The 1452-nt window shown below is 53.0% G+C and carries 2 protein-coding genes; both read left to right on the top strand.

Annotation, left to right across the window (positions count from 1 at the left end):
* Window positions 1-880: molybdopterin cofactor-binding domain-containing protein (locus tag A3751_RS18530; protein ID WP_156492614.1), on the top strand; the 880-nt coding region annotated here is incomplete at its 5' end.
* 22 nt (window positions 881-902) lie between these two features.
* Window positions 903-1452 (top strand): XdhC family protein (locus tag A3751_RS18525; protein ID WP_231876933.1); only part of this gene is annotated, 550 nt, incomplete at its 3' end.

Here is a 1452-nt window from a genome sequence, read left to right as displayed (position 1 = left end):
CGTAGACAAAGACAACGTCCTTGCTTGGGATCACCATATAGCCGCGCCTGGTGTAATGGATTGGTATGTATGGGATGCTGCGCCGGCTATGTTTCCGGCAGCGCCAAAATTTATGTTCCCTATGCTTGGCAAGGTCGGCCTTGCAACGGCTGGCACCCCCATGACGCCAGCTGACCGTTCCGCTTACGAAGGTGCTGACGATTTACCGTATGCCTTCGGTTCGCAAGAGGTTAGATATAGTAAGGCGGACGCGGGGGTTCCTGTGGGCTACTGGCGAGCGGTCGGGCACTCGCACAATGGTTTTGTTACCGAAACCTTTGTTGAGGCGTGTGCCGAGAAGGCAGGGCAGGATGCGGTTGAGTTCCGGCTAGCGCTCTTGAGGGATCAGCCTCGTATGGCCGCTGTGCTGAAGTTGGCGGCACAAAAAGGTGGTTGGGCTGAAAAGCCGCCTGAAGGACGTTATCGAGGCATCGCTGTGCACAAATCCTTCGGGTCGTACGTGGCGGAGCTGGTTGAATTGAGCGTTGAGCAAGGTCAGCCAAAAGTCCATAAAGTCGTTTGTGCTGTCGATTGCGGTCAGGTGGTCAACCCCGACATTGTGACCATGCAAATGGAGAGCGGCATCGTTTTTGGATTGACCGCAGCGCTTTATGGTGAGATCAGTTTCGACAGTGGTTTGGCGAAACAAAGCAACTTCCATGATTATCAGATGGTACGCAACAACGAGTGCCCTGAGATTGAAGTCCACATTGTTGCAAGTGAAGAGTCACCGACGGGAGTTGGAGAGCCAGGTTTACCTCCGCTCGCAGCCGCTATGGGAGCCGCTATATTCAAAGCGACGGGTACGAGGCATACTCGCTTGCCCTTTAAGCTGTCTTAACGCATTGGCGATGGTCTAGGCGATGAATACCCAACGCATCGAGGTTTTTAAGGCGCTGCTTACTGCTTTGCAGGCAAAACGGCCTGTGTTTTTAGTAACTGTGCTTGAAACATGGGGGGCATCGCCACGGCCTGCCGGAAGTGTGCTCGCCTTTGACCCTCTTGCCAATCAGGTTTTTGGATCGGTTTCTGGCGGCTGCGTTGAAGAAGACTTGTTGGAGAGCTTGCGATCTCCCGAAAGTCTTGATGAAAAGGACGTGTTTCCCATTACTAAGCGATACGGAGCCGATGCGGCAGGGTATGATTTGCCTTGTGGTGCCACCATCGAGTTACTAATAGAGCTTTTTGATCCAGTCCAAAATTCGAGTTGTGTTGAGCATGTTCAGACTCTTCTCGCCCGGGTTGACCAGTTGTCTGAAGTTTGCCGTTGTGTTGCTCTCGATTCTTCGCGCACTTGCACATTGACGGATTTTCCAGACGAGGCGTATGGTGAGGTATGGTGCCAAGATGACTGCGTTTATCTGCGTTGTGCGGCTATCGACAAACTCTTGCTTATTGGCGCGACGGATGTCG

The organism is Oleiphilus sp. HI0080 (assembly GCF_001635135.1).
This window is presented reverse-complemented; position numbering and strand designations above follow the sequence as displayed.